At 42.7% G+C, this 23,277-nt stretch carries 18 protein-coding genes; 7 read left to right on the top strand and 11 right to left on the bottom strand.

Features of this window, described 5'->3' with window-relative positions; translation table 11 throughout:
- Positions 1-31 precede the first annotated feature (31 nt).
- The 4 genes from N480_RS20500 to N480_RS20485 all read right to left on the bottom strand — a co-directional run bounded on the left by N480_RS20500 (position 32) and on the right by N480_RS20485 (position 6,317).
- Positions 32-646, bottom strand: coding sequence for a trimeric intracellular cation channel family protein (locus tag N480_RS20500; RefSeq protein ID WP_063374310.1), 615 nt, complete (start codon positions 644-646; stop codon positions 32-34).
- Positions 647-1,315: 669 nt separating this feature from the next.
- Positions 1,316-3,907 (bottom strand): M14 family zinc carboxypeptidase, encoded by a 2,592-nt coding sequence (locus N480_RS20495; RefSeq protein WP_063374309.1) that lies wholly within the window; start codon positions 3,905-3,907, stop codon positions 1,316-1,318.
- 75 nt (positions 3,908-3,982) lie between these two features.
- A complete protein-coding gene (locus N480_RS20490) occupies positions 3,983-5,365 on the bottom strand; it encodes an ATP-grasp domain-containing protein (RefSeq protein WP_063374308.1) in 1,383 nt (460 codons plus the stop codon).
- A gap of 4 nt (positions 5,366-5,369) precedes the next feature.
- Positions 5,370-6,317: an ATP-grasp domain-containing protein gene (locus N480_RS20485; RefSeq protein ID WP_063374307.1), complete on the bottom strand. Its 948-nt coding sequence runs from the start codon at positions 6,315-6,317 to the stop codon at positions 5,370-5,372.
- 179 nt (positions 6,318-6,496) lie between these two features.
- On the opposite strand from N480_RS20485, the gene N480_RS20480 reads away from it, so the two are divergent.
- On the top strand, positions 6,497-7,624 hold the full coding sequence (locus N480_RS20480; RefSeq protein ID WP_063374306.1) for a M20 family metallopeptidase: 1,128 nt from the start codon (positions 6,497-6,499) through the stop codon (positions 7,622-7,624).
- An 11-nt stretch (positions 7,625-7,635) separates the two neighbouring features.
- Here N480_RS20480 and mutM read toward each other — a convergent pair whose 3' ends face one another.
- Together mutM and N480_RS20470 are read right to left on the bottom strand one after the other, a co-directional pair.
- Positions 7,636-8,445 (bottom strand): bifunctional DNA-formamidopyrimidine glycosylase/DNA-(apurinic or apyrimidinic site) lyase, encoded by an 810-nt coding sequence (gene mutM / locus N480_RS20475; RefSeq protein ID WP_063374305.1) that lies wholly within the window; start codon positions 8,443-8,445, stop codon positions 7,636-7,638.
- 2 nt (positions 8,446-8,447) lie between these two features.
- The gene (locus N480_RS20470; RefSeq protein WP_063374304.1) at positions 8,448-8,939 is read right to left on the bottom strand and encodes a hypothetical protein; all 492 of its coding nucleotides are present in this window, start codon (positions 8,937-8,939) and stop codon (positions 8,448-8,450) included.
- A gap of 216 nt (positions 8,940-9,155) precedes the next feature.
- On the opposite strand from N480_RS20470, the gene N480_RS20465 reads away from it, so the two are divergent.
- Positions 9,156-10,076, top strand: coding sequence for a manganese-dependent inorganic pyrophosphatase (locus N480_RS20465; protein WP_063374303.1), 921 nt, complete (start codon positions 9,156-9,158; stop codon positions 10,074-10,076).
- Between the two features lie 41 nt (positions 10,077-10,117).
- Positions 10,118-10,807, top strand: coding sequence for a helix-turn-helix transcriptional regulator (locus N480_RS20460; protein ID WP_063374302.1), 690 nt, complete (start codon positions 10,118-10,120; stop codon positions 10,805-10,807).
- 83 nt (positions 10,808-10,890) lie between these two features.
- Here the strand turns inward: N480_RS20460 and rpmG are convergent, their stop codons facing one another.
- The 3 genes from rpmG to radC all read right to left on the bottom strand — a co-directional run bounded on the left by rpmG (position 10,891) and on the right by radC (position 12,247).
- Complete coding sequence (gene rpmG / locus N480_RS20455; protein ID WP_005493124.1) at positions 10,891-11,046, bottom strand: 50S ribosomal protein L33; 156 nt, start codon at positions 11,044-11,046, stop codon at positions 10,891-10,893.
- 12 nt (positions 11,047-11,058) lie between these two features.
- The gene (gene rpmB / locus N480_RS20450) at positions 11,059-11,295 is read right to left on the bottom strand and encodes a 50S ribosomal protein L28 (RefSeq protein ID WP_023397288.1); all 237 of its coding nucleotides are present in this window, start codon (positions 11,293-11,295) and stop codon (positions 11,059-11,061) included.
- Between the two features lie 277 nt (positions 11,296-11,572).
- Positions 11,573-12,247 (bottom strand): RadC family protein, encoded by a 675-nt coding sequence (gene radC, locus N480_RS20445; protein ID WP_063374512.1) that lies wholly within the window; start codon positions 12,245-12,247, stop codon positions 11,573-11,575.
- 182 nt (positions 12,248-12,429) lie between these two features.
- On the opposite strand from radC, the gene coaBC reads away from it, so the two are divergent.
- From coaBC to N480_RS20430, 3 genes are all read left to right on the top strand, one after another.
- A complete protein-coding gene (coaBC, locus tag N480_RS20440) occupies positions 12,430-13,629 on the top strand; it encodes a bifunctional phosphopantothenoylcysteine decarboxylase/phosphopantothenate--cysteine ligase CoaBC (protein WP_063374301.1) in 1,200 nt (399 codons plus the stop codon).
- 121 nt (positions 13,630-13,750) lie between these two features.
- On the top strand, positions 13,751-14,338 hold the full coding sequence (gene slmA / locus N480_RS20435) for a nucleoid occlusion factor SlmA (protein ID WP_063374300.1): 588 nt from the start codon (positions 13,751-13,753) through the stop codon (positions 14,336-14,338).
- Between the two features lie 118 nt (positions 14,339-14,456).
- Positions 14,457-17,210, top strand: a complete 2,754-nt coding sequence (locus N480_RS20430) for a prolyl oligopeptidase family serine peptidase (RefSeq protein ID WP_063374299.1) — start codon at positions 14,457-14,459, stop codon at positions 17,208-17,210.
- A gap of 49 nt (positions 17,211-17,259) precedes the next feature.
- Here N480_RS20430 and N480_RS20425 read toward each other — a convergent pair whose 3' ends face one another.
- On the bottom strand, positions 17,260-19,473 hold the full coding sequence (locus N480_RS20425) for a YgiQ family radical SAM protein (protein ID WP_063374298.1): 2,214 nt from the start codon (positions 19,471-19,473) through the stop codon (positions 17,260-17,262).
- A 367-nt stretch (positions 19,474-19,840) separates the two neighbouring features.
- Between N480_RS20425 and N480_RS20420 the strand changes: the two genes are divergently transcribed.
- Positions 19,841-20,092: a hypothetical protein gene (locus N480_RS20420; RefSeq protein ID WP_063374297.1), complete on the top strand. Its 252-nt coding sequence runs from the start codon at positions 19,841-19,843 to the stop codon at positions 20,090-20,092.
- A gap of 242 nt (positions 20,093-20,334) precedes the next feature.
- Here the strand turns inward: N480_RS20420 and N480_RS20415 are convergent, their stop codons facing one another.
- Complete coding sequence (locus N480_RS20415) at positions 20,335-23,241, bottom strand: TonB-dependent receptor domain-containing protein (RefSeq protein ID WP_063374296.1); 2,907 nt, start codon at positions 23,239-23,241, stop codon at positions 20,335-20,337.
- Positions 23,242-23,277 lie beyond the last annotated feature (36 nt).

Raw genomic sequence — 23,277 nt, 5'->3', positions numbered from 1 at the left:
ATCTATACTAGAGATGAACAGCTCACTTGATTCAATCCCTATATTTAAAAACATGTAAAACAAGTTGCCACCGAATCGCGGCCAAACGCAGTAAGAGAATGGAAACCATAGCCGCCAACATCGTAAGCTCCAGAGATACACCTAAGTGCATAAGCTGGGTATACACAATACCGCCAACAATACAGGTAATAGCGTACAATTCACCTTTCAGTAGCATGGGGATTTCATCAGCCAATACATCTCTTATCACACCACCAAAGCACCCTGTTAAAACGCCCATAATAATGACAGTGGTATCCGGCATGCCAATGCTCATCGCTTTTTGCATTCCCATCACAGCAAAAAAGGCCAAACCAAATGCGTCGGCACTTAAAAGAAGTTGCATAGGCACAGATTTCTGTCGATTTAGCCACCAAATACTTACGGCTATCGCAGCAAAAATTGCGAAAAAATAGCTACTGTCATGTAGCCAAAATACAGGGGTATTCAAAATAACATCCCGTATGGTGCCACCACCTATGCCTGTTACCGTCGCAAGTACCACAACGCCAAATCCGTCCATGTGCTTACGATGGGCAAGCAAAGTACCAGAAATAGCAAATACCATTACGCCAAGAAGATCAAACCAATGGTACAGTTCAGTCATAAAATAAACTCAACACAAATAAAAATTAGATGTTAGCTGACTTCTCTATCTCCCTCCAAGCTTAATTCATTGTTTTACAGGTATCTATAATCGTTGGGCTACTATGCCAGCAGTATTTTAGCCAGAGCTGTGGTAACTAATACGCCACTACCACGGTGTTTTAAAGGCATACCTTTTTCTCATTGCTTTATTTATACTGCACAGCAACACCTGCTGTGTGGCATCCATGCGTATCGCCCTTATTTTAGCAATCCATTGCCTCAATCGAATAAAAAATGGGTTACCCATATACGGACAGTTTGGCCACCCTCCCGTTCCCATAAAATTCGCCCTAAAACTGGTCATTTAAATAAAAAATAGGGAAGAGCGATACGGTTAGCTACATAAAAAAATATGAGTGGCTGGCATTGGCTTATCACCTATAACCAGCAACCCATCCGCAAGAACATGTATTTGCTAACTGATGCTAAAAGTAGCAAGTTGTAGGGGAAGGATTCTTACCAATTTAGTTCACCAAAAACCATAAAAAATAATTAAATTAATAAGTTATCGTTATTTTCACGCCAGTAGGAAGCACTATAAATTAATTAATTTTGCATTTTTTGAGGTTAATTATGGCGCGTGAATCATTTTCGTTTGATTTAGCACGCCAAACTGTTGAACAGATGCTTAGCTGTCTTCCTTGCCTTGGTGAAATAGTACCGATGGCTCTGAGTAGTTAGGCACATCATCATAGCTAAAAACTGCGTAGTATTTATTCAAATTTGGATTGCCGAAGTTGTCCAACGTATACTCGTCTTTGCCGCCATATAATTTCACCCCATCGAATGGTGAACGTGGCGGGTGAAAACGATTACGAACGACGAAACAACCAACAAAATCTTCATCGCTAGGATTTTGCCACGTTAGTTTAACGACCCCAGATTCGACTTGTGCAGTTAACTCCTGCGGTGGCTGCAAAGCATGCTTGCGACGGTTGATGTAGCCAATTTTCAATTCTGCCGGATGTTGGTCCTGACAAGCGGTCCAATTAACCAACGCACTAGTTGCTTGTGATTCTGACGTTGCACGAATGATAAAATAAAATGGCGTGTGAGCTTGGTGTAGACGCTCTAGCGCTTGTAAGCTGAAGCTATCGAAAATGAAGTGATGCTCTGCCCGCTCTCTAAGCTGCTCATTACTCACTTCATAACCTATGTATTCAATTTTTTGTCTTTGCTTTACCGCTTGAAAGTCAACATCTTGCAACTCAACTAATTCAATTGTAAAGCGCACATCTTTTGCACAGGCAATACTATTGCAACTTCTCAATGTCAGGCATGCGTGCGTAAAAACGGTTTTCTCAACGGGTAGGTCAGCATTGAGTTCAAATGCCATTTGGCCATAAACTATCTCACCCGCGTCATCGAAACCAGATGCGAGTCTATCTGGCATAACTCGATCTTTAAATATGGTGTTGCATCTTGTCGGGCTTAACGCCAGTAACTGTTCGGATACTTGATAAACCAACTCTAAATTAGGCCGATAATGTAAACCGCTACCAAATGGACCGTAGCCAATATCAAACTGCATTACCTGTGAATCATTGCCAAGCGGTAATGTTTTTGGCCCCTGTAATCGCAGCAGCAACGCATTCTTTGTGACTAATTCAGTCAGTAGCTCTCGCTCTACTCCGTTAAACGACCACTTCATCCAGATCCCTTGCGTCATTTTGTCTGACTCAAATGTCTGCCCAAGCGTATGTAATGGTTTGGCTTCACTCACCTCTTTAAAATCATATATGTCTGCAATGTCTTCAGCATCTAAAATCGCTACCGACCATTCACCATATTTCTCTATTTTGGCTGCAACGCGATTCATCGGATATAGGAAGAATTCAGCTCGCTCAATATGAGAACCACTTGGCAAACTGCTTAAATCAAACTGTACAACTCCCAAGCTGATGCCGCGCTTTTTATCTACACCAATAAACATTGAGTTATAGCCAAAGTGTTCTTTATTTTTACTCAAATAGTTTTCAGACAAATAGCCCACCAGCTCTTTCGATGGGAACAGTGTGCGCGCACTTTGGTGTCGCGCTAAATGTGTTTTCAATCTAAGTTCTGGGCTGAATGGCGATTTAATTTTTGTAACCTTGTCCACCGCGCGAATATTGTAGAAGTAACTTTGTCCACTAGTTAATTGGGAATCCCTAAAAGACAGTGACTTTGTTATTGCAATCAGACTTTCTTCACCACATGGGCTTTTGTTGTTTTCACTGCGATACAACTCAAAGTAAATATCATCCCTATCCGCATATTGCCACTCTAGTTCAACGCCGTCGTGATCCACCGACTTAATCGTGAACTCAGATACTCTAAGCGGCGCGAGCGGAGAGTAGTTAATCGCTTCACTGAGTGCATGTAATACGGCTGGTATATTTTCAGCAACACTCTCAGACATATTTTTCATATAATCTGGAATATTGCGCGTTCCCACTTCAACCACAGTGGCAATAATGCCCTTACGATAGTAATACTCTCGTCCACTGCCATGGATCAATTGCGCTGGCGGTTTACCACGATGGATCCCATACTGTCTGCCCGTGACCTTTTTAATTTCGTAATTCATATTCGCACATAAAATATTTAAGTCTGTGCCCTCAATCTCAACTTCATGATTGAACTTATGCGCGGGGAAAAACACATTACCTTGTGAGTGATAATCTAAGGCTATGCGAATATTATCGTGGGCTTCTACAAAATCTCTAATGGCACATGTTTCGGGTTCAGAAAACGCATGTGGGCCACCATATGTATTAGAGCCCGTATTTTGATTGCGCATAAATTTCGCATCAAAATTTCGATTCAAGTCAACCCCAAAAGTACCATCGCCATTATTACGACGGTTTTTACGCCAAAAAGAAAAATGATTGCGCGAATATTCAAATCCGTCAGGGTTTAAACAAGGCACCATGTATAGCGTGTTTCTTGTTAACGCCGTCTGCAATTTAGGATTAAACCTGTAGTTATCAATTACATACTGAATAAACTTAAGTGCCAGCTCATTGCCAATCCACTCACGCGCATGAATTGACCCCGTATATAAGAGTGCCGGTTTGTCATCTGCGTAAGTGACATCCAATGACACCGTGACCAGCATGATCGGTCGCCCTTCCCAAGTTTCTCCAATGCTTTGCAAACGAATTAAATGCGGATGTTCATTCATAGCGCATTGCAGCGCATCAATTGTATCTTGATAAGAAGCGTATTGAATTTTCATGCAGGTTAACTCTCAGTTGGTCTTGGCGACAACCAGCAAGCTGTCGCCCAATGGATTTGATAAGTGTTCGGGGTACTAATGGATATGCGTAATATGGCTTTGCCAATGCTCGACTATTTTCTCGAGCTTCTTATCTTTGAGGTTTTTTACAACACAAAGCTTTTGAGGATCAGTGTTAAGTGCCTCCACCACACCATGAGCACCAAACGTTGACATAATATCATCAAGCATTTTCTCTCCAATACCACGCACACCACTCAAAATCATGCGGATCTGCGCTTCATCAAACACTGGCGCTTGATAGCTATTTAAGTCGACCCCTTGCTCATCTCCAGCAGGAACTGGTTGTAATGTTTTAGCAGACATAGTCTTGGCGTTTAGTGCAAAGTTGTCTTGTAAATTCCAAACTTCACTTGGCCACTCTTCACCACATTTAAGCGCGGTATCCAGAATTGGAAAACTCTGCTCATCCAGCTGACTGAATAGCTCACCAGCATCTTGGCTGGGCGTATAACTTGAAAACCCAATGTGGCGCATCGTACGCAGCATTCGAGAATCAATTTTGCCAAGCTCTTCCCAGTTATAAAGTGGAATATTGGGCTTTTTAAAATAGCCATCTGACAATAGCCACATAAGATATTGGCCTATCCAATCGCGGATATATGGAAAGGCAGCAAATGCAGTGGCACACTCTAGGATGCGTAATTTTCCATCTTTACCTAATGCAATATCGCATGCCCAATATTCAGCATTGGCCGCTTTTGATGCAGCTGTTGCAAGCTTTAACACGGACTTTGGCACAGCTTGATAATCCATGCTGCCACCTTGGCTCGTGTTCGTTAACCACTCTCCCTCAGGAGGACGTCGCCAAAATGCACAGACCGGTTTATGACCAATGAGCATTACACGAATATCGGCCTCCATGGGCACAAAGTCTTGTACATAGACTGGGTAGTACTTTTTTTCTCCAAGTAAACTCGTGGCCTCTTCGAAGCTATCCACTTTATGCACAAAATAACCGCCATAATTTGACGGGCCATATGAGCGCTTAATGATTTTCGGATATTGCGCCTTGGCTAGATACTGCTGTGCTTTTTCCGGAATATAAAAAATTTCTGTGTGAGGAGCCGGCAATTTGTATTTGCGACAAAAGTGGGTCACGTTCTCTTTAGACTTATTTGAAAACTGACTATCAAGTGAAGGCAAAAAACGTACATTGGGCAATGCACGTGCTATTTCTCTAAATGATTCATATGCCGTCGCAGGGATGTTTCCTATCAAGACTTCTATTTTTTTTCTTTTCACCTCAGCAATAAAACGCGCCTTATCATTACCCCAATGATAAACCACAGTTTCAATTTTATCAGGCCAACCTTTAAAATTAGATTTATCAAAAAAACGCAGTACATAATCGAGATACAATAACCCTATTTTGGGTAGTTTGGTTTGAGTTGTCATAGACCTAAGCCACCTTGGCTGATTGAAATGAAGTTTTCTTTGCGACGGTTTTTTCGATCAAATCCACCATCGCTCGGATCTTTGTTTGATTGAACATGATCCCCAATTGTTCTTGCTCTGGCGTTGCAAAAGCAGGAATGGTATTCACTTCTAGTACGACGTATTGCTCACGCTCGCGATCGTAGATCAGATCAACCCCCGCAATTTCTAATCCCAATGTTTTCGTTGCACGCAATGCCAGCTCTACCACTTCATCATTGGCTTCACGCACAAAAACGGTCCCACCGCTTGTTACATTGGTTTTCCAGTCATCCTTTGGGGCCTTTCTGCCATAGCAGCCCACAAATTCGCCGTCGACCACATCGACACGAAAGTCAGTGTTGTCGTAATTGATAAAGCGCTCTACGTAAAAGTAGCGCAGATCCGTGCGACTCAGAAATGGCATAATCATATCTAACGCTTGCTCACCTTCAATTTTTACAATGCCAACGCCACCCCAACCATCCGTTGGTTTGTAGACAAGCTTGCCACCAAAATCTTTCAGCGCAGATCTTAAGCCCGCCATATCATTTTTGTGACACAAGCGATAATCTGGCGTGCAGATCCCATGACTATTGAGTAAATGGGCAGTACGAAACTTATCTTCCGCCAATGCAAATGCACGATAGTTATTTAGAGTTGGAATGGTTTCATTCAAGGTTTCATACAGGTACAACTGGTATTGGGTTTGCTGACCAGCGTTATAACTCAAAAAAGCGTCTAGTTGCTCCATCGCTACCCCATTACACTCGATCCCACCGTCGCGGGCTCTGGCATCACGTAGGTTTAGTCCTGTACTGGCTAAGATACCGCGCTCAGCAAGCGCGTGTACCAATTGTTGTTCAATTTCTCTTCCTCCGCCATTTTCGTACATCCAAATACCAACATGAGGCGCCTGCGATACGGCTGTCATAGAATTCTCCTTGGTTCTAAATTAGGTGCTTGATTTTTGAACTGTCACAATAGTTAAGAACATCTGTGTGACAGTATTTTGATCCTTTGAATGATCTTAAAACTGTTCATAAAAGCTTCACTGAACTGCAACCGAAAAACGCCACGATGTGGCCAAACCTTAGCAGGGAGAAGATTGGGATGAATCTGGACTATGCAGAATTAGCAGACTTAATACGCTGTAACTCGCACAGTAAAAATAAACAAGGGGTGGATCAACATGGCGAACAAATGATCGCATTGATCGAGCCATTGGGATACTCACTTACACGATATCAGCGCGAGCATATTGGCGATCACCTTTTGTTTCGATCCGCACGTACAGGCGGTAAACGGATCCTTCTACTGGGGCACTTAGATACGGTTTTCCCTAAAGACACCTTTACGGAATTTCATGAAGACGAATCTTATGTTTACGGGCCAGGTGTTTGCGATATGAAAGGAGGCAACTGGGTTGCACTTAACGTACTGAGAAATCTGAAAAAGAAGTTTGGTCAGTTGGCGAATGTTGATTGGTTGCTGGTAAGTGACGAGGAGATCGGCAGTGACGATAGTCAATCGTTAACTCAGAAAATTGCCAAACAATACGATGCGTGCTTTGTATTTGAGGCAGCTGGCAAAGATCATCAACTCGTCGTAGCCAGAAAAGGGATCGCGACTTACCACATCACGGTGTCTGGCAAGCCAGCACACGCAGGCAATCACTACAGAGATGGCATTGATGCCAACTTCGCCATGGCAAATATGCTGCTCGAAATGACATCATTGACTGACTTGAAAAAGGGCAGCACCGTCAACGTAGGTAAAGTACAAGGTGGTATCGGTGCCAATACGATTTCAGGTAAAGCAACGATGCAAGTTGAAGCTCGCTTTACCAATCAGTCGGAGCAACAGCGTTTGCTAGAGGGAATTGAAAATATCTGCATGGCAATAGAAATTACAGGGGTTAAGGTGACTATCCAAGGGGGCTTGCAACGCACGGTAATGGCCCCCAGTGATGAGCAACAAAACCTACTCACTACCATTAACCAGATCCTTGGCCAAGAACAACCCGTCGAACATCGTGGTGGGGTGTCTGATGCCAACACCGCAGCTTCAACAGGCACACCTACGCTTGATGGATTTGGGCCATATGGTGATGGTGATCACACAGCAAACGAGCGTGCACTTAAATCGAGCTTTGAGCTGCGTATTGATCAAATGACAGCCATCCTGTCACAGCTTTGTTATCGCTCACAACAAGTTAAACAGCCCGTCAGTCAAGCGTAATTGACCAAAGGTCAGCGTTGGCATTTTGTACAAAATATAGTGCTGCGTTGACCTAAGCGTATTTCTTGAAGTTGCGTACCACATTGGACACAAGGCTCACCTTTTCGTCCATATACCATAAGCTCTTGTGCAAAATATCCAGGCTTACCATCGCTTTGAGCAAAGTCTTTAAGGGTCGTACCGCCTTGTAAGATTGCAGCCGCTAAAGTGTCCTTTATAATCGGAGTAAGCTTTTGATAACGCGCTAAAGAAATTTTACCCGCCTCGCGTTTTGGGTGAATACCCGCTTTGAACAAGGACTCATTTGCGTATATATTGCCAACACCGACGACCACATGGTTGTCCATAATAAACTGCTTAACCGCAACTCTTTTTCCTCGGCTACGTTCATAAAGATGCTTAGCATCAAACTCATCTGTCAAAGGCTCAGGACCAAGTTTAGCAAATACAGCATGCTGTTCATCAGGCGCTTGCCACAAAAACGCCCCAAATCGGCGCGGATCATTGAGCCGTAATGCGAGTCCGTTATCAAAGATAATTTCTACGTGATCATGCTTTTTTAAAGGCTCTGACTTTTCAACCACGCGTAGATTTCCCGACATACCTAAATGCAGAATAGCGGAGCCGACTTTACTTTCGAGTAACAGATATTTTGCTCTTCGATGCACCGCGTCAATCTTTTTGCCAGATAAGAGTTGCACATCATCAGGGACCGGCCAACGTAAACTGCCATTATGAATGCGTACTTCAGCAACCACTTTTTGCTTAATATGAGGTTCAATTCCCAGTCGACTTACTTCGACCTCTGGTAATTCAGGCATAATTATACTTCTATCGGATTAAATAATTGCCGAGCTTGCTGCGGAGTTAATTGCAACCAGCGGTGACTTCGTTTGGCAAATAAAACATATTCGCCATTTATTTCATACAGCTGATAACTGAGCGGTAACTCTTCTGCTGCTAACCAAAATGTCGCAACAGAAACTGCTTGCTCAGCATTCACTTGGGGCGGAGTTATCATCTTTAATTCACTTTTTTGCCAAAGCCTTACAATTGAAACTAGCTCTTGTTCGGTATAGGTCTTTCGGCTCTCACTTGGCAACTCTGACTCTATACGCCACGATGTGCCGATACGCTCAATTTTGACACCTGGGTATGCTAGCGCCAACACAAAACTTTGCTCTGGAAGCACCAGCACACTGCCCAGCTCCTCCTCAGGAGGGTTCAGTTTGTGATGTAGTCCATTCAAGAAAAAGATCATGATGAGCATGGAAAATATCACCACGTTATTCCATGCTTTTCTGCTCAATCCCATACAAGCTCCAATGATACTGACTTTTTTGCTTTCTAGATCACCCTACTATACCTTACTCAAGACATCACCACAGCTTCAAGCTATAAAAACCCTACGTTTTATAGCAGAATCCAAATTTGTTAGACTATTTGTTAAGATCCAAAATACCGCTTTGATACTGTATTAATGTGCTTAAATTTTGCTAAACTAGGCGGCAAAATTTTGAGGAGTCCGTCAATGGCAATGTATGTAGTGGGTCATAAAATCCCAGATTCAGATTCAATTTGTGGTGCAATTGCACTTTCTTATCTTAAAAATCAAATCGGCGAAGAGGCAATCCCAACTCGTCTAGGTGATATATCACCTGAAACACAATTTATTCTGGATCGTTTTGGCTTTGAAGCGCCAGAACTAAAAATGAGCTACGCAGGCGAAGACGTATATATTGTTGACCACACTGAAAAAACTCAAGCACCAGATGATATTGATGAAGCGACGGTTGTTGGTGTCGTAGACCACCACAAATTGGGTGACTTAACAACTTCTACACCACTTGAGTGTTGGATCCGCCCAGTAGGCTGTAGTAATACGATTATCAAGATGATGTACGATTTCTACAGTGTTGAAATCCCTAAAGATATCGCTGGCTTAATGCTCGGCGCGATTTTGTCTGATACGGTGATCTTCAAATCACCAACTTGTACGACAGCAGATATTAAATGCGTTGAAGTACTCGCTGAAATTGCTGGTATTGAAGATTACAAAGCATTTGGCATGGAAATGTTTAAAGTAAAATCTGCGGTTGAAGGTACACCAGCACGTGATCTTGTTATGCGTGATTTCAAAGACTTCAATATGAACGGCAACTTAGTTGGTATTGGCCAATTGGAAGTTATCGACCTATCGGTATTCGATAAAATTAAAGCTGACCTTGAAGCTGACATTGCAAAGCTCAAAGATGAAGGTGGTCGCCATTCAGTGTTATTGCTTCTTACAGATATTATGAAAGAAGGTTCACAAATGTTGATCGCCTCAGACGATGAAGGCATCATCGAAAAAGCATATGGTGAAGCTCCTGAGCAAAGCCGTGTATGGCTTGACGGCGTACTTAGTCGTAAAAAACAAGTAGTACCGCCGTTACAAGACGCATTTGCATAAGCGTCAATTGAAAAGCCGGGACGTACCCGGCTTTATTGTTTATGTATATTCAGCCCGGTATTTTCGCCGCATACACAGGTGTCATAGATACCAAATCACACCGGCATCATCAAATCCAACTTACCTTACCAGCTGGTAATTGCACCCTCTTATACAAAAACGGATTGTTGACAGGGCCACACATTATCCCAAGTAACTGTTCACATAGACTCACCATGGATGAGGGCTGGATAATACTCATAGAGCCATTCTCTGATATCGGTCAACAACTCCAGAATAGTTATCGCTCATGCCACCCTCAAGTTCTGGAAGAGGCACCAAAGTTAGAACAAGATACCCCTCTAGAATCGCTTATCTTGTCCCTAAAGCTGAATTACCCTGTGCACAATACAAGCCTAGACCCGCGTATCGCTGCATTACTAGAGCTACTTGATAGTAACTTTAAGAATAGGATAAACATGGAAGCTTCTCACTGGCGAGCATCTAAGGTGGCTACTCAACTGCACCTTTCTGAAAGTCGATTTCTCCACTTATTTCGGGCACAAATGGGGATAGCTTGGCGGCCTTATTTGGTATGGAGGCGAATTATTTGTGCGATTGAGTATTTACAACAACAAAAAAATATTACTGAGGCCGCTGTAAACGCAGGTTTTTCTGACTCAGCACATTTTAGTCGCAGTTTTAAAAGACAATTTGGTATTAACCCAAAAAACGCCCTGAAATTGATTTAAAAGAAAACTTGATGTCGTTCGAAAAGAAATTAGGCAATAAAAAACCCAGCACTAAGCTGGGTTTTTCAATTCGAAAAGCGAAATTACTTGATTTTCGCTTCTTTGAAGATCACGTGTTTACGTACTTTAGGATCGTACTTTTTGATCTCCATTTTTTCAGGCATGTTACGCTTGTTCTTGTCGGTAGTGTAGAAATAACCAGTACCAGCAGTTGAAACTAAACGGATCTTATCACGCATGATTTAAGCTCCTTATACTTTTTCGCCGCGAGCACGGATATCTACTAATACCGCGTCGATGCCTTTTTTATCGATAATACGCATACCTTTAGTAGTAGTGCGTAGAGTAACGAAACGCTTTTCGCTTTCAACCCAGAAACGGTGTGTTTGTAGGTTAGGTAGGAAACGACGCTTAGTTGCGTTGCGCGCGTGTGAACGGTTGTTACCAACAACCGGGCGCTTACCTGTAACTTGACAGACTTTAGACATGTCTATGTATCTCCAATAACTTCGCTCGAGCTTAATTTCCCCTTAGGCCTTACACTGGTGTGCCCCGGGTAAAATCAAAGGGCGCTCTTTATACAGCATCTGCAGGCAGAGATCAAGGATCTGATGATATCCTAGTCAGCTCATGGGTAAATTTGATAGCGGCCAATTATAATGATCATCGGGCCATGTGGAAAGTAAAAACTGCATTTAAATTAAACTATTTTATAATTTTTAAGCACAATAAAGGCTTGCGGCCCAAAAAGTGTCGATAAAAAGCTCACAGCAAGCCCATTTCAGCGAAAGAGGCACAGCGATTACCCGCCACAATGATATGATCTAACACTTTGATATCTATAAGTGATAACGCTTTTTGTAACTTCTCAGTCAAAACTTTATCTGCATAACTCGGCTCACTCACTCCGGATGGATGATTATGCGCGAAAATAATCCCAGCAGCATTGTATTTTAATGCAGCTTTGACAACTTCTCTTGGATAAACTGACGCGGCATTGATTGTTCCACTGAATAACACCTCATCTTTAATCAATTGATTTTGACTATCGAGATAAAGCGCCATAAACACTTCATGCTCCAGGCCCTTCAACTGAATACTCAAATAGTCATAAACACGCTGTGGATTGCTAAAGCATACCTCTCGATGGCAGCCTTCTTTTAAGTAGCGTTTACATAGTTCTAGTACAGCTTGAAATTGCACATACTTTGCGTCACCTACCCCTCTTAATTGCACGAAATCATGTTGTGTGCTGTTGAACAAGCGTTGTAATGAGCCTCTTTGTGCAAGTAATGATTCAGCCAGCTCAATGGCATTCATGCCACTGACACCCGTACGCAGGAAAATCGCTAATAACTCAGCATCGCTGAGAGAGTTTGGTCCTAATGCCAACAGCTTTTCTCTTGGTCTGGACTGCTCTGGTAATGCTCTCAATTGCATGTTCACTCCTTGTTTTAAGCTAAAGCCAGCAACGCTCTCATATTTACCATGTATTGTGATAAAAAAACCGCTCATTAATACCAGTCGCTGTGCAATTTATAGTTAGTGCCACCATCAATATTTCAAAACTGACCTATGGCTATGATATCTTAGGGGCAGTTTGAGTCGTGAGAATTGTGAAGATGAACCTATCTGGCAAAAAAATAGTTGTGGGAATAAGTGGTGGTATTGCAGCCTATAAATGTGCTGAATTAGTAAGACGGTTGAAAGATCAACACTGCGAAGTAAAAGTGGTCATGACAGAGTCAGCCAAACAGTTTATCACGCCACTCACAATGCAAGCTGTATCTGGAGAGCCTGTATCTGATTCGCTCCTCGACCCGAGTGCTGAAGCTGCAATGGGCCACATAGAATTTGCCAAATGGGCCGACTTAATACTTATTGCACCGGCGACGAGTAATATTATTGCAAAAATGGCGGCGGGCATTGCAGATGACCTGCTCACCACACTGGTACTAGCAACCCCGGCTAAAGTCGCAGTTGCACCTGCCATGAATCAACAAATGTTTGCCCACCCGGCCACACAGCGCAATCTAAAAACACTGGCCAGTGACACGATTACGATATGGGGGCCAGGACAAGGTGAGCAAGCTTGCGGTGACATCGGAAAAGGCCGAATGCTTGAACCTAATGAGCTCGTTGAATTATGCGCATCAGTACTCACGCCATCTGAGCAACCATTATTAGGAAAAATCGTGACTATCACGGCAGGCCCGACACGAGAAGCTTTGGACCCTGTTCGCTTTATCAGTAACCACAGCTCCGGAAAAATGGGCTATGGCCTTGCTGAAGCAGCGAAAAAACTCGGTGCAACCGTTAATTTAATCTCCGGGCCTGTAAAACTCAGTGCACCTAAGGGCATCAATCTCAGTCATGTCAACAGTGCCATCGAGATGCGAGACGAGGCGCTGCGCCTCGCTGCTGACTCCGATATTTTTATTGGCTGTGCAGCCGTAGCTGACTATCGCGCTGCTGATATTGCTGAACAAAAAATAAAGAAACAAGGTGATGAGATGACCTTAACACTGGTAAAAAACCCTGACATCATTGCAGAGGTTGCTTCTCTCACTCAGAATCGCCCCTATACAGTTGGTTTTGCAGCAGAAACACAAAATGTTGAGCAATATGCCCTAGGTAAATTAAAAAACAAAAATCTCGATATGATTTGCGCTAACGATGTATCACAAGCGGGGCTAGGTTTTAACTCAGATAACAATGCTTTAACGTTATTTTGGCCTAATGAGCAGATTTCTCTGCCAACTTCGGACAAAAAGGAGTTAGCACTCACTGTCGTTAAAGCAATTGCAAGTAAACTTGATTGAGTTGTTGTTAAAAGGCTGGAAAGAAGCTGAATAAAACATTAACATAGGTCCTTACTCAGTATGGACCTAATAAAAATACACCATACAGACCAGAATAACGATAATTATTAAAGGAAAGTTCATGCCAGCGACTAAACGCAGTAATCGCAAAGAGCAAATTCTTCAATCTCTTGCGCAAATGCTTGAAACTAGCCCAGGTCAAAGAATCACCACTGCAAAGCTAGCCGCTGAAGTCGGTGTCTCTGAAGCAGCCCTATATCGCCACTTTCCTAGCAAGGCGCGCATGTTTGAAGGGCTCATTGAATTTATTGAAGACACACTACTTTCTCGCATTAACTTAATTTTAGAGAATGAAAAAGATACGCAAAGTCGTATTTATAACATCCTCGCTCTACTGCTTACTTTCTCAGAAAAAAACCCAGGTATCACGCGCATTCTTACGGGCGATGCATTGCAAGGTGAACAAGAGCGATTAAGAGAGCGTGTTCAAAGCCTATTTGAAAAACTTGAGACACAGTTTAAGCAGGTATTGAGAGAAAGAAAGCTCAGAGAGGGTAAAACTTTCAACAGTGACGAAGCAGCACTGGCTAACCTGTTTCTAGCGCATGTAGAAGGCAAAATGAACCAATTTGTGCGCAGCGACTTCAAAGCAAAACCAACTTCAACCTTTGCCAGTCAATGGCAGGAACTACAAAGGATTTGGTTATAGTAAAGCGGTACTATAACCGCTTTATCTGTTTTTCACTTCCACACAACGCAGCAAGATTTTGTTTATCTATTAAAAGTGTTAAAAAGAAGCAACTTTAAAATACAAGAATAGATAAACCATGAAGCTAGCCTACTCGCTCGTCGCAGCGGCTTTGTTTTCTGGCCAAGTTATGGCCAACAAAGCGCCTTTAAAATTTGACGATGTTTTCGATTTTAAATACGCCTACTCGACACAACTTGCAGAAGACGGTAAGTTTTTAGCCTTCAGCACTAAGCCTTATCGCGGGGACGCACAAGGTCAAGTATATGATCTAACTAGCAATAAACTTATTGCTAGTGTGGAGCGAGGTACCAAAGCCCACATCAACAGAGCCTCAACTTGGGTTGCTTTTACTCAGGTAGCCTCTTTGTTGGAATTCGAGACCGCAACTAAAAAAGAACGTAAACAGCTTAAAAAGCACTTAATTTTAGTCAATACAAAAAATGGTCAAAAACAAAGCTTTAGCAATGTTAAAGACTATCAATTGAGCGATGATGGACGCTGGCTTGCCTATCGAGAAGATAGCAAAAAACAAGAAACTAAAGAAAAATCGGCAAAAGACACCGCTGCGATAAAGGCTGATAAACAGGACAAACCACTGACTTTAATTGTGTTAGATTTGCACTCGCGCCAAGAGCAACGTTTTGAAAATGTCGTCTCTTATGGGTTGAGCCCAGCAGAATACGGCGTGTTATTTAGCCAACATGATTCAGCGACAGCTAATAATCAAGTTCAATATTTAAATTTGAATACGCAATCAGTCGACGTGCTGTTCAATGAACCGGGTGTCACAGTGAGCACTATTGCATGGCATCCATACTCTAGTATCGTCGCGTTTAACTTCAGTAATTATATTAATGAAGATAAACGCCGCCGCAGCTATGAAGTGACTTTGTGGGATGCAAACACAACAAAGCTCACAAAAGTGTCAAACCCCAGCGGTTGGTATAGTGCCAAGTCATCAAAATTGAAGTGGTCTGAGCAAGGTGAAAGGCTGTACTTTGAGAATCGTCCGCTGCTTGCCGATAAAGTAAAAGCACGTAAGTATAGCGATGAAACATCATTACGTGATTTTGATACGATCCGCGAACAATCAGGCCTTAAACTTTGGCACAATAATGATCCAGAGATAAAACCCCGTGAGCAACACACATGGAAAAAGACCAACCGCGATCGCCAGTATCAAGCCGTTTACCATATCGAGTCTCAAAGGGTCGTTCAGCTGGCTGACGAAACCGTACGCGATGTCACACTCAATACAGAAGCTGACTTTTTGTTGGGGCGCAATGAACAGCCTTATTTGAAAAAAGTAATGTATGATGGCTTTTATGCCGACTACTATGCCGTTAAAGTCAGCACCGGTGCAAAAGGCTATATTGTAAAAGACACGCCAAATCGCCCAAGCCTATCACCAACGGGACGACACGCAGCTTATTTTTTACATGACCAATTATGGTTAAAAGATTTACACCAACAGAAAGAGCAAGTCATTAGTAAAGCTGTACGCGATGCGATTTTTGCCGATGATAAGCACGATTACCCAGAACCGAATCCAGGTTATGGTTTTGCAGGGTGGCAGCGAGATGGTAGCACGCTGTATGCCTACAGTAAGTTTGATATTTGGGCATTTGAGGCCAAAACAGGTGAAGCAAAAAGACTTACACAAGGTAAAGAAACAAATACGCAATATCGCGTGATTAAGCTAGATAAAAAACAAGTCGGCTTTGCCAGCGACGAAACCTTATTTTTATCAGCACATAACTTACAAAACAAGCAAACCCATATTGCTAAACTTAATCTTGCGACAGGCGAGCTTAGCACTGTGCTAAATGGTGAAGCACGCTTCGATTTAGTAAAAAAAGCCAAACATACTGATAAGCTGATATTTACCAAGCAAACTTATCATCAATTTCCTGATTATTGGCAAACCAACAGCCAATTCAATGCTCCTAAGCAAATCACTAACCTCAACCCTCAAGTTAAAAATTTCGCTTGGGGACAAAAACCAGAGCTTGTTCAATACCAAGGCTACAATGGCGAATCTCTCCAAGGTGTACTCATCAAACCTGCAGATTACAAACCAGGCCAAAAACTCCCCGTGGTCATCTATTTTTACCGTTATATGAGTCAGCGTATGTATGACTTCCCAAAAATGGAGCTAAACCACAGACCTAACTTCCCGATGTTTACATCCAACGGTTACGCCATTTTCTTGCCGGACATTCGCTTTGAGATCGGCAAACCAGGACCTTCATCAACGCAAACACTAATCAACGCAGCTCAAAAGTTAATTGATTTAGGGATTGCTGATAAAGATAAAATTGGTCTTCAAGGCCACTCTTGGGCTGGCTATCAAAGTGCATTTGCAGTGACACAAACTGATATGTTTAAAGCCGTTGTCTCTGGCGCTCCAGTTTCGAACATGACATCAGCATACAGTGGTATTCGACTAAAAACAGGCCTAGCCAGACAATTCCAATACGAGTCAGGACAAAGCCGTATTGGTCAGCCGCTGACCGCTGCACCGGAGTTGTATATTGAAAACTCGCCGGTATTTTTCGCAGATAAAGTAAACACGCCTATCTTGCTGATGTTTGGCGATAAAGATGGTGCCGTACCATGGCAAGAAGGCATTCAATATTACTTAGCACTGAGACGTCATGACAAAGACGCGATTTTCTTACAGTACGAAGGTGAGCCGCACCACCTGAAAAAGTTTCCTAATCAGGTCGACTTTTCGGTTCGAATGATGGAGTACTTCGACCACTACTTGCGTGGCATGCCAGCTGCCGAGTGGATCACATCGGGTAAAGCACATCGTCCTGAAGAGTAAATACTCATTGCTTACAAAGAAAAAGCCGCTTATAAAAGCGGCTTTTTTATCAGTGCTGAGTCGGTTTTTTATTATTTGGCTTACGCTTATTTTTCCCTACTCTTGGCTTAGTATTCGCGTTATTAAACTGGCTAAAACCAGTGTGTTTGGTCAATGCCCTATTACTGCGCTTATTGCCACCTTTACTATGTCGCTCCCTGCTATTTTCCTCTGGCACTAAACATTCAGGCCTTCTTCCAATTAGATGTGCTTTACCCATCTCTTTGAGTGCCTCACGGATCATAGGCCAACCAGCGGGGTCGTGATAGCGCAAAATGGCTTTATGCAAGCGACGCTGACGTGCGCCTTTCGGTACAGGTACTTCCTCGTGGTTATTCTTAATATTACGCAGTGAGTTCATCTCCGTGTGGTAAATGGTTGTCGCATTAGCCATCGGTGACGGATAAAAATTTTGCACCTGATCTAATTTGAAGTCATGCGCTTTTAACCATAGCGCCATATTGACCATGTCTTCGTCCGTTGTACCCGGATGGGCAGAGATAAAGTATGGTATTAAATACTGCTTTTTCCCTGCTTCTTTAGAGTACTTATCAAATAGCTCTTTGAACTTGTCATAAGCTCCCATACCTGGTTTCATCATTTTAGATAGCGGCCCCGTCTCGGTATGTTCTGGCGCAATTTTTAAATACCCGCCGACATGGTGAGAAACTAACTCCTTCACGTAGCGAGGATCTTCAATTGCAAGATCGTAACGAACACCTGATGCAATTAAGATCTTCTTTACGCCTTCGACATCACGCGCTTTTCGATACAACTCAATGGTTGGCGTGTGGTCAGTATCCATATGTTTACAGATATCGGGGTAAACACATGATAAACGCCGACAAGTGCTTTCTGCTTTTTTGCTTTTGCAGCGCAATTTGTACATATTGGCTGTCGGCCCACCTAAATCAGAGATGACCCCTGTAAAGCCCGGCACTTTGTCTCTAATTTGCTCAATCTCTTCTATGATAGACTCTTCTGAGCGGCTCTGAATTATACGCCCTTCATGCTCCGTAATAGAGCAGAAACTGCAGCCTCCAAAACATCCGCGCATAATATTCACCGAAGTTTTGATCATGTCATATGCTGGTATTTTATCCTCCCCGTAAACAGGGTGTGGAATACGCTGATACGGCAAGCCAAATACATAGTCCATCTCTTCGGTTTCAAGCGGAAATGCAGGAGGGTTTACCCACACCGAACGATCGCCGTGACGTTGAAATAACGCCCTTGCACAGCCGGGGTTGGTTTCTTGATGCAATATACGCGATGCATGTGCATATAAAGGTTTGTTGACACTCACCTGCTCAAAAGCAGGCAACTTAACATAGACTTTTTCCCAAGGCTTTAAACGCGGAGGCTGTACGGTTATGGGCTTAGCTAAATCTGCTTTTAAGTCTATGCCTGCTTTAGCAAATTCAGACTTGCTGCACCCCATGTCATCCGCGCCATACGGATTTGGAATTGGGTCAATTTTACCAACTTTATCAATCGCCGTTGAGTCGCTCCCGCGCCACCCTTCCAGCGGCTGTTTACGAATAACCGCTGTGCCACGCACATCTTGAATCGTTTCGATAGACTCGCCATTGGCAATACGATGCGCTACTTCGACCAAAGGTCGTTCTGCATTACCATAGATGAGGATATCGGCTTTTGCATCAAAAATGACACTACGGCGCACTTTTTCTTGCCAGTAATCATAGTGAGCAATGCGACGTAAACTTGCTTCAATACCGCCAATAATAACTGGTATATCCTTGAATGCCTCTCGACACCTTTGGCTGTAAACCACAACAGCGCGATCTGGACGCTTACCACCAATATTACCTGGGGTATAAGCATCATCATGACGAATACGTTTCTCTGCCGTATAACGGTTTATCATTGAGTCCATATTGCCAGCAGTCACGCCAAAAAATAAATTAGGCTTACCTAGAGACTCAAAAGCACTTTTGTCTGACCAGTCTGGTTGCGCAATAATTCCTACGCGAAACCCTTGCGCTTCTAACACTCGTCCAATCACTGCCATGCCGAAACTAGGGTGATCGACATAAGCATCTCCAGTGACAATAATAATATCGCAGCTATCCCAGCCAAGTGCATCCATTTCGGCACGACAAGTCGGCAAAAAAGGCGCGGGTCCATAGCATTCGGCCCAATATTTAGGGTAAGAAAAAAGCGAACGCTCAGCTTGAAGCGGTGCAGCTTTAGAAGTGTTCATAGAGTGACGGCTCTGAGTGAAAAAGATCCAGATTATATCTCGAATGGGGCATCTCTCACATAACTTTTTTCTTAGCTTCTTAGCTACAACACGCCTCTCGCCTAATAAATAAATTTATATTCACATTCACAGCCTAGTAAATTGGCATCTAAAACGGCGCTCTCAATCTACCTGTGTACAATTTTGATCACACAATTGTATATGAACAAATTAATGTAAATATCGAGGATACTTATCCTTGGTGTTTATCTGGTTGTTATAGTCCAAAAATCTAGTTATGGTAGAACAATGTCCTGATAGGATTTAGCAATAGTTCTTTTGGTCATAACTAAATAAACTACAATTACAAATATAGAAGGAATTTGGTATGAAAATAGTACCTATATCAATATTAATAGCTCTAATGGCGGGTTGTAGCTCGACGTCTTCAGATACACGATCATCGGTTGAAAAGAATTCGAATGCAAGAAGCGGACTAATTTGTGACAGAGAAGCGGTCACAGGCACTCGCTTTACCAAAAAGCGCTGCCGTACGAAAGAGCAAATTGAACGTGATGAAGCTGAAGCTAAAGAAATGCTACGTACAAGAAGCACGAGTGTGGGGCAGCAAGACGGCTAACGGTTCAATAATTAGGAGCTATATTTTCGTTACTTTTTAACTATAGCTCTTTCCAAACATAACCCTCCCAAACATTTAATTAGACTTCCTATACCGCAGCAGCCTGCCGAATGTGCTATCTATCATAGTTCACCATTTAAATAATCGCATAACATATAAGAATATGCCTCAGTCTGCTCTTTATGATTTACGAGAACAAAAAAGCCCAGTATATAAACTGGGCTTTTTGGCTATAAATCGAATTACATCGTAAATGTAAATCCAGCAAATAGATAGCGACCTAGTGCGTCATATTGACCTGGGTACGTATTACCATTTGCGTCACCAGAAGGACCATTTGGTACTAGAGGCGGAGTTACGTCAAATAGGTTCTTGATGCCCGCTCTAAACGTAAGATGATCTGTTGCATTCCAAGTAGCAGCTAAATCAAAATAAGTTTTTCCGTTTAAAGTAGTCGGTCCATTTACAACAGTGTTATTCACTACCGTATATTCGTCTACTTTTCCGTAATGGCGAACAGTAGCTGTGATGTTTGTATCCCATGGTGTTGACCAAGTCGTAACTAGGTTTGCACGTACTTTTGGAGCTGGAACTTCACAAACAGCACGATCCCAGTAACCAGCACAATCATCAGGTCTGTCGCCAGGAATATTCTCAATTTCATACTTCTCTAAGTAAGTACCGATAAGAGCAAAGCGTAAATTACCCATATCGTTTAGAGAATAGTTGTATGTAGTGTTGATATCAATACCTGAAGTCTTTACAGAACCGATGTTAGTATCTGTAGCTGTGATAGCCGATGTACCAATCCATAAGTCACCGCGGCCAGAACCACGATTGATTAGATCACATAGCTCGTCTACACCTTTAGCACACTTGTCGTGAATAGTAGCAGCAGGAATGCTCTGTATCGCTTTTTCCACTGTAATATCGAAGTAATCTAAAGTGATATCTAGCCCTTCAACAAATGAAGGTGAATATAACAAACCAAATGAAACAGTATCTGACTCTTCCGGCTCTAGAGCTGGGTTACCACCTTCAATTGTGTTGTACTGACCTGCAGGGTTGTCTAGGATAGCCGCACCATATTGACCTGCTGGAAGTCCAGTACGTTGACACTCTGCAAGAGTGAGCGTTTTTCCAGGTCCACACGGATCCTCATCCCAGTTGAATAAGTTCATGCCTGCTGGGCGGAATAGCTCGCGTACGTTACCTGCACGAACTGCTCGCTGGTAACTTGCACGGAAACCAAAGTCCTCACTAACTCTTGTGTCAACCGCAAACTTGTAAGTATCAGTTTGTTTGTCAGTTGAATAATCAGAGTAACGATAACCTAGTTCTAGAGTAACATAATCAACATAAGACGTGTCTTCAATTACAGGAACATTTAATTCCATAAAGAATTCATCAACGTCATACTCACCAGTTACACCAGTAGTAGGGCCACCTTGACCTGCACCGTCACCACTTAGGAAGTTTTGGTCAGGACGTAATGAAATAAATTCGCGACGATGTTCAAGACCTAAAACAATACCAACACCTGTAGTAGCACCTGGTACTACGACACCGTAGTCAGTCAAATCACCTGAAACGAAACCACTGATTTGTTTATTCTTAGTTTCACCACGAGAGTAAAGAGGTACAATTAGGTAATCTAATTGGTCTTGAGTTATTTGGTCTCTGTTAAAAATATTCCAAGGTACACAGTTTGGATCGCTACCATCAACCACTGATTTACATACAACATTACCATCATTATCTCTAACAGCATCTAATGCACGTGTAATGCGCTGAATAGAAAGATCATTATCATATGTTTGAACGTAAGCTACTTCACCAAAGTTCATGTAAGCATCGTATGTCCAGTAGTCATTAATTTCACCACGCACACCAAATACAAAGCGAGTCGAGGTATGACGTCTATCATCTTGACGAGGACCACCTTCAACGTTACGTTTTACAGCCAACGCAGCATTATCACCAGAGAATACGTGGTCAGCACCAAAACCTTGATCTGTACATAGCTTTTGAACTTGTTGTTCTGAAAGTAGCGGGTTATTACATGCTAAATCAATTGGTCGGAAGAATGAACCTGAAGGGGCTATCTGCGCAACTGTTCTGTTGTCCATATAACTCATTTCAGTATAAAAAGTATGGTTATCAGACAAGTCATAGTGACCTAGTAAACCAAACGTTTTTCTTTTATCCGGACGCTGGAAGTAATTCAGTGGACCATAGTTGTACAAAGTACCATCGTAGTCTTTGAAAGTGTGACCATCCATCATTAAGCTTGCATCACCAGCGATGATACGACCTTCAGGAATAGTACCTGAACCACCACACTGGCGCACGCCTTCATCATTGATATTCATAGCACACGCACTGTAGTCACGGCTATCTTGAGTAATGGCCTCTATTTCACGGAATGAAGCGTAAGCTGTCACATTACCGCGACCATCAGCTGAGTTTGCACCGACAATAACGGTGAAATCATCAGCTTGACCATCAGAAACGTTTGATTCAGGAAGAGCAAAACCTCGCTCATTTACAGCTCGCTGCATATCGCCATGGTCGTTATTATGCTGATATAAACTACCTTGGTATTCGAACTGGAAGCCTTCGAAGTCATCTTTAAGAATAAAGTTAACAACACCTGCGACCGCATCAGAACCATAGGTTGCAGATGAACCACCCGTTAGTACATCAACACGCTTAACCAATGCCGCTGGAATTTGGTTCAAATCCGCACCGATACCACCTGCTGATGGAGAACCAGCTGGTAAGCGACGACCGTTTAATAAAACCAAAGTACGTTCAGGGCCTAAGTTACGTAAATCAACCGTTGCTGTACCAGTTGCACCATTCGCTGTACCAGATGTTTGGCCTGCAAACACTGCAGGCATATCATTTAACATGTCTTCAACACGTGTGATACCCGCAACTTTAATATCTTCAGCAGTAACGGTTGTGACTGGACTAGCCCCTTCCATTGCGATACGTTTAATACGGCTTCCGGTTACCTCAATACGTTCAACCTTGCCTTCAGCACCGGCTTCTTCAGCGACTGCTAATTGTGAAAAACCTGTTGTTAAAATAGAACCCGCGATTAACGAGGTCTTGATCGATTGAGACAGTTTAGAGTATCTCATTGATATTTCCTTATTAAAAAATTACGTTTTTTTTAT

It is taken from the genome of Pseudoalteromonas luteoviolacea S2607 (assembly GCF_001625575.1).
In the GTDB taxonomy this organism is placed as follows: Bacteria; Pseudomonadota; Gammaproteobacteria; order Enterobacterales; family Alteromonadaceae; genus Pseudoalteromonas; species Pseudoalteromonas luteoviolacea_E.
This window is presented reverse-complemented; position numbering and strand designations above follow the sequence as displayed.

Excerpts from the sequence above, each read along its gene's own strand:
- N480_RS20500 (WP_063374310.1), bottom strand. The coding sequence starts at position 646 with ATGACTGAACTGTACCATTGGTTTGATCTTCTTGGCGTAATGGTATTT.
- N480_RS20495 (WP_063374309.1), bottom strand. The coding sequence starts at position 3,907 with ATGAAAATTCAATACGCTTCTTATCAAGATACAATTGATGCGCTGCAA.
- N480_RS20490 (WP_063374308.1), bottom strand. The coding sequence starts at position 5,365 with ATGACAACTCAAACCAAACTACCCAAAATAGGGTTATTGTATCTCGAT.
- N480_RS20485 (WP_063374307.1), bottom strand. The coding sequence starts at position 6,317 with ATGACAGCCGTATCGCAGGCGCCTCATGTTGGTATTTGGATGTACGAA.
- N480_RS20480 (WP_063374306.1), top strand. The coding sequence starts at position 6,497 with ATGAATCTGGACTATGCAGAATTAGCAGACTTAATACGCTGTAACTCG.
- mutM (WP_063374305.1), bottom strand. The coding sequence starts at position 8,445 with ATGCCTGAATTACCAGAGGTCGAAGTAAGTCGACTGGGAATTGAACCT.
- N480_RS20470 (WP_063374304.1), bottom strand. The coding sequence starts at position 8,939 with ATGGGATTGAGCAGAAAAGCATGGAATAACGTGGTGATATTTTCCATG.
- N480_RS20465 (WP_063374303.1), top strand. The coding sequence starts at position 9,156 with ATGGCAATGTATGTAGTGGGTCATAAAATCCCAGATTCAGATTCAATT.
- N480_RS20460 (WP_063374302.1), top strand. The coding sequence starts at position 10,118 with ATGTATATTCAGCCCGGTATTTTCGCCGCATACACAGGTGTCATAGAT.
- rpmG (WP_005493124.1), bottom strand. The coding sequence starts at position 11,046 with ATGCGTGATAAGATCCGTTTAGTTTCAACTGCTGGTACTGGTTATTTC.
- rpmB (WP_023397288.1), bottom strand. The coding sequence starts at position 11,295 with ATGTCTAAAGTCTGTCAAGTTACAGGTAAGCGCCCGGTTGTTGGTAAC.
- radC (WP_063374512.1), bottom strand. The coding sequence starts at position 12,247 with ATGCAATTGAGAGCATTACCAGAGCAGTCCAGACCAAGAGAAAAGCTG.
- coaBC (WP_063374301.1), top strand. The coding sequence starts at position 12,430 with ATGAACCTATCTGGCAAAAAAATAGTTGTGGGAATAAGTGGTGGTATT.
- slmA (WP_063374300.1), top strand. The coding sequence starts at position 13,751 with ATGCCAGCGACTAAACGCAGTAATCGCAAAGAGCAAATTCTTCAATCT.
- N480_RS20430 (WP_063374299.1), top strand. The coding sequence starts at position 14,457 with ATGAAGCTAGCCTACTCGCTCGTCGCAGCGGCTTTGTTTTCTGGCCAA.
- N480_RS20425 (WP_063374298.1), bottom strand. The coding sequence starts at position 19,473 with ATGAACACTTCTAAAGCTGCACCGCTTCAAGCTGAGCGTTCGCTTTTT.
- N480_RS20420 (WP_063374297.1), top strand. The coding sequence starts at position 19,841 with ATGAAAATAGTACCTATATCAATATTAATAGCTCTAATGGCGGGTTGT.
- N480_RS20415 (WP_063374296.1), bottom strand. The coding sequence starts at position 23,241 with ATGAGATACTCTAAACTGTCTCAATCGATCAAGACCTCGTTAATCGCG.